Genomic DNA, 8522 nt, shown 5'->3' on the forward strand with positions numbered 1-8522 from the left:
GATATCAGCTGGCGGAGGCGGGCAGGCCGAGGTCGTTCTGCAGCTCCCGGCCCCAGGTCTCCAGGCGGTCGAGCAGGGCAATCCGGCCGCCGTCGGCGGCATGGACGCCGCGCAGCGTTTCAAGCTCCAGGAAAAAGCCCGGCAGGGACACCTCCGACAGGTCGCTCTCGGCCGCAAGGCGGCGACGACGGTACGCATCCCACTGTTCGCGCTCGGCCGCGTCGAGCGTGTCCGGCCAGTTGCGGGCACGGTAGCGGAACAGCAGTTCGACCAGGCGCGGATCCTCAAAGCCGAACTCCCGCAGTCCCAGCGTGTCGGGCGCGGTTGCTCGCACCTCGATCATGCGCCGGCGATCGCCATCGGGCAGGAACCCGTCATACAGCGATGCGTCTGCGTCACCGGGCTCGCGTGCGGCACGTCTGGCAAATACCAGGCGGATCTTTTCCGCCAGTTCCGGGCCAGCAGCCCGCAGGCGCGCGGCCCGTGCCAGCACCTTGGCCGGTTCGATCTCCAGGCGCTCAAGGTCCGCCGGGCGCAGGTGGTTCCAGGCGACCAGCGCCGGACAGCGGTTGGTCTGGACCTCCTTGAGCGGGATCCGGCTCACGCCTTCCGGCAGGTCGCGGGAGGAAACAAACACCCGGTCCGCGATCTCGTCCGGGTCCAAATCCAGCAACGCTTCCGGATCACCGTCCAGGTCGAACACGATCACCCGGCTGTCGATCTGCGGATGGCGCGCCAGTGGCAGTACCGGCGCGGCACACAGCCGCGTGGCCGGATAGCGCTGCGAGACGTGCAGCACCGGATCGGCCGCGGTGACGTCCAGCATGCCACCGGCAAATCGCTTGTCCCGCAGGCGCAGGGCGTAATCCCACAGCCGCGGCTGGGCGCGACGGAACGCGCGGGCCATGCCGATCAGCGCACGCACGTCTGACAGCGCCTCATGCGCATCGCCTTCGCGCACGCCGTTGGCTTCGGCCAGGTGCTCCAGCTTGAACGAGGTGCCCTTGCCGTCTTCGCGCTGCGGCCAGTGGATGCCGTCGGGACGCAAAGCATGCACGAGACGCATTACATCGAGCAGGTCCCAGCGGCTGTTGCCGCCGCGCCACTCGCGCTCATAGGGATCGAAGAAATTGCGGAACAGGCCGTGGCGCACAAACTCGTCGTCAAAACGCAGCGAGTTGTAGCCGACGGTGCACGTGCCCGGGCGCGACATCTCTTCCTGGATCCGGGCAAAGGCTTCGGCCTCGCTGATGCCATCGCGCAGCGTGTCCCATGGATCGATCCCGGTCACCATGCAGGCGCCCGGCGAGGGCAGCAGATCGGCCGCCGGGCGGACCAGGAAGTCGACGGGTTCCTCAATCGGCTGCAGGTCCAGGTCCGTACGGATGGCCGCGAACTGGGCAATGCGGGTCAGGCGCGGGTCACGGCCCCAGGTTTCCAGGTCGTAGAAAAGAAAGCTGCCGCTCACTTCCTCGCACCTGCCTTCTGCTCGTCGGTCAAGGGATCCAGCTGGGTTTTGATCTTCTCGTCCAGTGCATCCCAGTCCAGCGTGTCCAGGGATTCAACGCCTTCGGTCGCCTGCACCAGGATCTCCTGCTGGATCCGGTTGCGCTCCAGCGCCAGCGCGTACGGGATGCGCATGAAAGTGACCATCGCATAGCGCGGCACGAACCGGTCCGGATGGCGCTGCTGCAGCTTCAGTTCCAGCTCGCGTTGCAGCAGGTAGTCGGCGTCGTCCACCCGGTCGCGCATTTCCCGATAGTTGTCCAGGGCCATCTGCTGGATGGCCTCGGCATTCGGGCGGCGCTCGCTCTCGTAGGCGGTAAAGGCGGCGGCCATGTCCGGCGCGTCTCCGATATGACGGGCCAGCGACACGCAGTCTTCCAGCGCGCAGTTCATGCCCTGGCCGTGGAAGGGCACCATGGCGTGGGCGGCGTCGCCCACCAGCACCGCGCGCCCGTACAGCCGCCAGCGGTCCAGGTACAGCGTGCCCAGCGGGCTGACCGGGTTGTGCTGCCAGTCGTGCTCCAGATTGGGCAGCAGCGGCAGCAGATCCGGGAAGTCACGCTCAAACAGCTCGCGCGCCTGCTGCACGGATCGCACGGTGTCGAAGCCTGGATCGCCCTCGTTGGGCATGAACAAGGTGACGGTGAAGTTGCCGCTGTCATTGGGCAGCGCGATGCACATGTAGTCATCGCGCGGCCAGATATGCAGGGCGTTGGCTTCGATGCGGAACTGGCCGTCCTCGCCGGGGGGGATCTCCAGCTCGCGGTACGAGTGATCCAGCGGCTCGAAGCGCTCGCCCAGCTTGGTCTCGCGCTGCATCTGCGCGCGCACCGCGGAACCGGCGCCGTCCGCGCCCACGATCACGCCGAAGTCGACGGTGCTGGCCTTGCCTTCGTTGGAGTCGTCGATAAAACGCGCCCGGCCGGCTTCGAAGTCAAGCGAATCCAGGCGGCGGTTGAAGTGCAGCTTCGCCCCCGCGGCCTCTGCATGCTCAAGCAGGGTGATATTGAGGTTGCCCCGATGCACGGACCAGATCACTTCCGAGTCATCGCGCCCGTAACGCTGCAGCTGCGGCTCGCCATCGGCGAAATGCACCATGCGCCCGCGCATCATTACCGTGCGCGCCATGACCTCGTCTTCCGCGCCGGCCTTGTGCAGGGCATGCCGGCCGCGCTCGGCCAGCGCCATGTTGATTGAGCGGCCGCCTTCGTAACCCTGCAGCCGCGGGTCGCCACGCCGCTCGTAGATGTCCACCTTGTGGCCGCGTCGGGCCAGCAGGGCGCCGAGTACGGCACCGGCCAGACCGGCTCCGACGATGGTGATGTGCTGATTGTTGTCGGTCATGTATTTATCCGATCACTGGTTTGTTCCGAGGCCCACGCCTCGACTTCCTGCGCAAAGCGCAGCACGTCGGCATGGCTGTTGTAGAGCGGGGCCGGTGAGATACGGATCACGTCGGGTTCGCGCCAGTCGCACAGCACGCCGTGGCGGGCGAGGTGTTCGAACAGGGCCCTGCCGGCATCGCGTCCGGCACGGACCCGCAGCGACAGCTGGGCGCCGCGGCGGCGTGGATCGGCCGGGGTCACGGTCTGCAGCACGTGCTGCAGGCGGGCTTCGATCAGCGTGTGCAAATAAGCGGTCAGCCGCTCGGATCGACTGCGCAGCGTTTCCATGCCGGCGCGTTCAAACAGTTCCAGCGATGCCCGCAGCGGCGCCAGGCCGAGGATGGGCGGGTTGCTCAGCTGCCAGCCTTCGGCGCCGGGCGTCGGCACGAATTCCGGGCCCATGCGGAAGCGGCTGTCCTGCTCGTGCCCCCACCAACCGGCGAAGCGCGGCCGGTCGGTGCGCGCATGGCGCTCGTGTATGAAGCAGCCGGCGACCGCGCCGGGTCCTGCGTTCATGTATTTGTAGTGGCACCAGACGGCGAAGTCCGCATCGGAGTCATGCATGCGCAGCGCCAGATTTCCGGCCGCGTGCGCATGGTCGAAACCAACCACGGCGCCGGCGGCATGGCCCAGGCGCACGATCTCCGCCATGTCGAACGCCTGGCCGGTGCGGTACTGCACCCCGGGCCAGAGCACCAGCGCCAGGCGCGGGCCGTGCTCGGCGATGGCGCGCTCGATCGCTGCCATCGAGATGGTGCCGTCGGCTTCATCCGGCTGTACTTCGATCAGGTCGGTATCCGGATTGAAGCCGTGGAAGCGCACCTGCGATTCAAGTGCGTAGCGATCGGACGGAAACGCCCCGGCTTCCATCAGGATCGCCGGCCGCTGCGCGGTGGGCCGATAGAAGCTGACCATCAGCAGATGCAGGTTGGCGGTGAGCGAGTTCATTGCCACCACTTCCGAGGGCAGGGCGCCCACGGTGGCGGCCAGGCCGTCGCGCACCAGCGCGTGATACGGCATCCATTGCCCGGTGCCGGTGAAGTGGCCTTCCACCGCTTCCACGGCCCACTTGTCCAGCACCTCTTCCACGTACGCGCGTGCGCGCCGCGGCTGCAGGCCGAGCGAGTTGCCGCAGAAATAGGCCTGTTCGCACCCTTCGTGCAGGGGGATGTGGAATTCGGCGCGCAGCCCGGACAGCGGGTCAGCCGCATCGAGGGCGTGCGCGTGTTCGGTTGAGTGCAGATCGGTCATGCGAACCGTCCCTTGGGCAAGTCGAGCCATTCCAGCGCGGTACCGTGATAGAGGCGGGCCTTCGCTGCCTCGTCCAGGGTCACGCCTTCAATCACCGCGCCTGGCTTCTGCTCGCCCAGCGGGAACGGATAGTCCGTGCCCAGCATCACCCGGTCCACTCCGCACACGTCGATCAGGTACTCCAGCGCCTTCGGATCAGCGACCCAGGAGTCGAAATACAGCTGCTTGAGGTACTTGCGCGGACTGTGCGGGTTGTCGGTGGCCACCAGGTCGGGGCGCATGTTGAAGCCGTGTTCGATGCGGCCGATGGTGTACGGGAAGCTGCCGCCGCCGTGGGCCATGCAGATCTTCAGCTTCGGCAGGCGTTCCAGCACCCCGCCGAACACCAGCGAGCAGGCCGCGCGCGACTGTTCGGCCGGCATGCCCACCAGCCAGGGCAGCCAGTACTTGGGCATGGTGTCGGTGCCCATCATGTCCCAGGGATGCACCAGGATGGCCGCGCCAAGGTCGGCTGCGGCTTCGAAGAAGGGAAACAGTTCCGGCGCGTCGAGGTTCCAGTGCGTATCCGCCGACACCTGCACGTGCGAACCGATCTGCACACCCTGCAGGCCCAGCTGCTCCATGCAGCGCTCGAGCTCCTGGATGGCCAGCCGCGGTGACTGCAGCGGCACGGTGCCAATGCCTGCGTAGTGACGCGGATGCGCGCGGCAGGTTTCGGCCATGTCGTCGTTGAGCGCCTGGTGCAGTTCCAGCGCCTGGTTGGCCTTGGCCCAGTAGCTGAACATCACCGGCACGGTGCTGAGCACCTGCACCTGCACCCCGAACTTGGCGAACTCATCGATCCGCTCCTGCGCATCCCAGGTGTTGGACCAGATCTCGCGGAAGAATTTGCCGTTGCGGTAGATCCGGTGACGGCCGTCACTGGTGTGGTGAATCACCGGAAAGCGCGGGTCGCCGTACTTGGCCGCCAGGTCGGGCCAGTCACGCGGAAGGCAATGGGCGTGGATATCGATTTTCAGCATCCACGCAGGATACCGCGACCACCACCAGGAGCGCGCCATGCGCGCGAAGCCGCGTGACAGTTCACGCGGAGCGGGCTTTCGCCGTCAAGGGATTTCGTACCGCGCGGGGCGCGGGTTGAGGTGGCCGCAGGCGCTGCAGGTGCGCTTGTCTTCCGACGCGTAGAAGCGGTCGAAGACCGGCGGCAGGTCGACCTCGATGTTCTCGAGCGGGAAGTACTCCTCGTACAACTTGTGGTTGCACTGCTCGCAGAACCACATCAGCCCGTCCTTCTCATGGGGCAAACGCTTGCGCTCGATGACCAGTCCGATCGAGCCCTCGCCGCGCTGCGGCGAATGCGGCACCTTGGGCGGCAGCAGGAAGGTCTCGCCGGCGCGAATCGTGATATCGCGTGGCTTGCCCGGTTCGCCTTCGGAATTGTCCTGGATGCGAAGCGTCATCTCGCCCTCGATCTGGTAGAACCACTCCGGGCCTTCGTCGTAGTGGTAGTCGGTGCGGGCGTTGGGGCCGCCGACAACCATGACGATGAAATCCCCGTCGTACAGGCACTTGTTACCCACCGGCGGCTTGAGCAGGTGGCGGTTGTCGTCGATCCACTTCTGCAGGTTGAGCGGGGTGGGGAGCATGGTTTCCTCCGGGCCGGGTCAGTCGCGCTGCGGCGGCAGGACCGCCACGCACTTCAACTCTATCGCGATGGGGGTAGGCAGGGCATCGATACCCAGGGTGGTGCGGCAGGGGGCGGTATCGATATCGGGAAAGTATTCGGCCCACACCGCGTTGTAGGCCTTGAAATCAGCGGCCATGTGGGTGAGGTAGACGGTCACGTCCACCAGGTCTTCCCAGCCTGCGCCGCTGGCCTCCAGCACCGCTCGCACGTTGGCGAACACGGCGTGGGCCTGGGCGGTGATGTCATGGGACACCAGGTTGCCATCGCCGTCATAGCGGTTGCCGGCAATGGCATTGGTGGCTGCATCGCGCGGCCCGATGCCGGACAGGAACAGCAGGTCACCCACGCGCCTGGCATGCGGGTAAGCCCCGACGGGGCCGGGTGCGGTGGTGGTGCGGACGGTTGGCTTGTCCATTCAGCGCTCCTCACGGTCCTGGCAGATGCGTTCCAGCGCCGGACCGTATTGTTCTGGCAGGGCCGCGGGGGAGTCGATCGCCAGCCCCAGGTCGTGCACCCGGCCGTTGCGCAGCGAGTACACCCAGGCATGCACCGACACCTTCTGCCCGCGTGACCAGGCTTCGCGCACCACGGTGGATTCGCAGATGTTGATCATCTGTTCCAGTGCATTCAGGTCGCACAGGCGGTCGTGGCGCATCTCGGGTTCGTCGATGGATTCGATCAGTCCGCGGTGCTTGTGTTTGACGTCCTTGACGTGACGGATCCAGTTATCCGCCAAGCCCACGCTGCCGCCGTCCAGCGCGGCGCCAACGCCGCCGCAACCGTAATGGCCGACGACAAGGATGTGTTCGACCTTCAGCACATCAATGGCGAACTGGATGACCGACAGGCAGTTGAGGTCGGTGTGCACCACCACGTTGGCGACGTTGCGGTGCACGAACACCTCGCCCGGGTTGACATCGATGATCTGGTTGGCCGGCACGCGTGAGTCGGAGCAGCCGATCCACAGGAAGCGTGGCGTCTGGATGCCGGACAGGCGGTCGAAGAAGCCAGGGTCTTCGGCTTCAACGCGCTCGGCCCAATTGCGGTTGCGTTCCAGCAGGTCGTGAAGTCGGTACATGGGGGTCCGTGAGGTGAGGGGGTGGAATTCAGGGGGTGGAGGTCAGATGGCGATGCAGACGTTGCGGGGTTCGGTGTAGAAGCGCATCGCCTCCACACCGCCCTCCCGCCCGAGGCCGGACTGGCCCATGCCGCCGAAGGGGGTGCGCAGGTCGCGCTGCAGCCAGGTGTTGATCCAGACCATGCCGGTATGCAGTTCGGCGCCGAAGCGGTGCGCGCGGTCCAGGTCCCGGGTCCAGACCGACGCGGACAGTCCATAGTCGCCGGCGTTGGCGAGTTCCAGCGCTTGACCGTCGTCATCGAACGGCTGCAGGCTCACCACCGGTCCGAAGATTTCCTCGAGGTTGGTGCTGGTGTCCGGCCCCAGGCCTTCGATCACGGTGGGCGCCACGAACCAGCCTGGCCGGTCCAGTGCGTGGCCGCCGCAGAGGATCGTGCCGCCTTCCTCGCGGGCGCGCTCAAGCGCGCCGATGACCTTGTCGAAGTGGGCCCGGGAGACCAGCGGGCCGAGGTTGATGCCTTCCTCCATCGGGTCGCCGGGACGCAGGGCGCGCGCGCGTTCAACAAAGGCATCGCGGAACGCTTCGTAGATCGAGCGCTCCACCAGGATGCGCGAGCCGCACAGGCAGATCTGGCCGGAGTTCTGGAAGGCGGAGCGGATGAAGGTATCCAGATGCTCCTCCCACGCGGAGTCGGCAAACACCAGCGTCGGGTTCTTGCCGCCCAGCTCCAGCGACACCTTCTTCAGCAGTGGCCCTGCCAAGCCGGCAATGCGGCGTCCCACCGCAGTGCTGCCGGTGAACGACACCGCCCGGACCGCATCGTGGCGGACGATTGATTCGCCCACTTCGGGGCCGCCGCCGTGGACGATATTGAGCACGCCGGCGGGCAGGCCGGCCTCGTGCGCCAGCTGGCCGAACATGGCGGCAGTGGCGGGAGTGACTTCGGAAGGCTTGGCCACCACCGTGTTGCCCGCGGCCAATGCCGGCGCGATCTTCCAGGTGAACAGGTACAGCGGCAGGTTCCAGGGCGAGATGGTGCCCACCACGCCCAGCGGTTGGCGCAGGGTGTAGTTGAGTCCGGCTTCGCCGTGGTGGGACTCGCTGGAGAACTGGGTGGCGGCGTGGGCGAAGAACCGCAGGTTGGCGACCGCCCGCGGGATCTCGGCATCGCGGGCCAGCGCAAGCGGCTTGCCGCCGTTGCGGGCTTCGGCCCGGGCGAAATCATCGATCCTGGCTTCGAGCGCCGCGGCCAGCCGCTCCAGGTGCGCAGAGCGCTCGCTGTTGCGCAGGCCCGACCAGGCGGGGAAGGCGGTCTGCGCGGCGTTGACGGCATCGTCCACGTCGCGGGCGTCACCGGCGGCGACTTCGGCCCAGGCCTCGCCGCGCGACGGATCGAAGACTTCCAGCCAGCTGCCGCCCGCGGGCTCGCGGGCCTCGCCATCAATAAAGTGTGCATATCGACGCATCAGCCGATTGTACTGGCCCATCTGTAGGAGCGGGGGGGGGGGGGGGGGGGGGGGGGGGGGGGGGGGGGGGGGGGGGGGGGGGGGGGGGGGGGGGGGGGGGGGGGGGGGGGGGGGGGGGGGGGGGGGGGGGGGGGGGGGGGGGGGGGGG

The 8522-nt window shown here is 67.3% G+C and carries 8 protein-coding genes; all 8 read right to left on the reverse strand.

Going from position 1 to position 8522, the window contains the following annotated elements:
• Nucleotides 1–4: 4 nt before the first annotated feature.
• The 8 genes from sbcB to WCE59_RS11170 all read right to left on the reverse strand — a co-directional run bounded on the left by sbcB (nt 5) and on the right by WCE59_RS11170 (nt 8374).
• Nucleotides 5–1468 carry an exodeoxyribonuclease I gene (gene sbcB, locus WCE59_RS11135; protein WP_343258839.1) on the reverse strand — a complete coding sequence of 488 codons (1464 nt, stop codon included), beginning with the start codon at nt 1466–1468 and terminating at the stop codon, nt 5–7.
• Nucleotides 1465–2850: an FAD-dependent oxidoreductase gene (locus WCE59_RS11140; protein ID WP_343258840.1), complete on the reverse strand. Its 1386-nt coding sequence runs from the start codon at nt 2848–2850 to the stop codon at nt 1465–1467. Before WCE59_RS11140 ends, sbcB begins: the two co-directional genes overlap by 4 nt.
• On the reverse strand, nt 2847–4142 hold the full coding sequence (gene kynU, locus WCE59_RS11145; protein ID WP_343258841.1) for a kynureninase: 1296 nt from the start codon (nt 4140–4142) through the stop codon (nt 2847–2849). The genes WCE59_RS11140 and kynU overlap by 4 nt, the downstream gene beginning before the upstream one ends.
• Nucleotides 4139–5164 carry an amidohydrolase family protein gene (locus WCE59_RS11150; protein WP_343258842.1) on the reverse strand — a complete coding sequence of 342 codons (1026 nt, stop codon included), beginning with the start codon at nt 5162–5164 and terminating at the stop codon, nt 4139–4141. Before WCE59_RS11150 ends, kynU begins: the two co-directional genes overlap by 4 nt.
• An 84-nt stretch (nt 5165–5248) precedes the next feature.
• Complete coding sequence (locus tag WCE59_RS11155; protein WP_343258843.1) at nt 5249–5788, reverse strand: 3-hydroxyanthranilate 3,4-dioxygenase; 540 nt, start codon at nt 5786–5788, stop codon at nt 5249–5251.
• An 18-nt stretch (nt 5789–5806) separates the two neighbouring features.
• The gene (locus WCE59_RS11160) at nt 5807–6244 is read right to left on the reverse strand and encodes a RidA family protein (protein ID WP_343258844.1); all 438 of its coding nucleotides are present in this window, start codon (nt 6242–6244) and stop codon (nt 5807–5809) included.
• Entirely contained in the window at nt 6245–6907 is a 663-nt protein-coding gene (can, locus tag WCE59_RS11165; protein ID WP_343258845.1) for a carbonate dehydratase, read from the reverse strand.
• Between the two features lie 42 nt (nt 6908–6949).
• Nucleotides 6950–8374 carry an aldehyde dehydrogenase gene (locus tag WCE59_RS11170; protein WP_343258846.1) on the reverse strand — a complete coding sequence of 475 codons (1425 nt, stop codon included), beginning with the start codon at nt 8372–8374 and terminating at the stop codon, nt 6950–6952.
• Nucleotides 8375–8522 lie beyond the last annotated feature (148 nt).

Origin of the sequence: Luteimonas qiangzhengi (assembly GCF_039548515.1) — a bacterium.
Taxonomy (GTDB): Bacteria; Pseudomonadota; Gammaproteobacteria; order Xanthomonadales; family Xanthomonadaceae; genus Luteimonas.